The organism is Oleiphilus sp. HI0123, assembly GCF_001635315.1.
Map to the genome: position 1 here is coordinate 1 of NZ_LWGE01000595.1, position 532 is coordinate 532.

Sequence of the window (532 nt, forward strand, 5' to 3'; positions counted from 1 at the left end):
GGGAGCCAAAACAAACGCTAAGTAAATCGGATATCGATGGTGTCTATGGTATCGCCAGTTTCTTCACTGACTCAGATTTGAAAACACTCAACGCTCACTATAGCTACAAGATAGACGCCATCTTGCAAAGAGTTTCTGACTTACCGGTTGAATTCTTTGAAGCAAAGCCTTTTTCTCGGGTGGCAACTATGAAGGCTTTATTAGCTAAGGATCTTCAGTATTGTTGTTTAGATACATCTGACATGTCTTTGCCACGAGTGAGTAGCGCGCCTAAGTTAGAGATAAACGAATATCAAGAACTTAAGTTGTTTGAGCAGTATTGCTTCACTTGTCATCGAGGTAACCCTGCTAAGCGCCTTGATTTTATGTCAGGTGATAACGAGCAAATTGTGCTTGATAAGATCAAAGATAAAGCAGAAATTCGAGACGTTCTGGACTGGGAGCGTTATCAGAATACTGATAAGGAAAGTACCTTAATGCCGCCAAGAGATTCTGTGCAGTATAAAATGCTTGTCGAGGCTTTGAGTGACGA

The 532-nt window shown here is 41.4% G+C and carries 1 protein-coding gene; it reads left to right on the forward strand.

The window, feature by feature from the left end; all coding sequences use genetic code 11:
• The coding region (locus A3761_RS27060; protein WP_197472849.1) for a hypothetical protein at positions 1–532 on the forward strand (532 nt) is incomplete at both ends.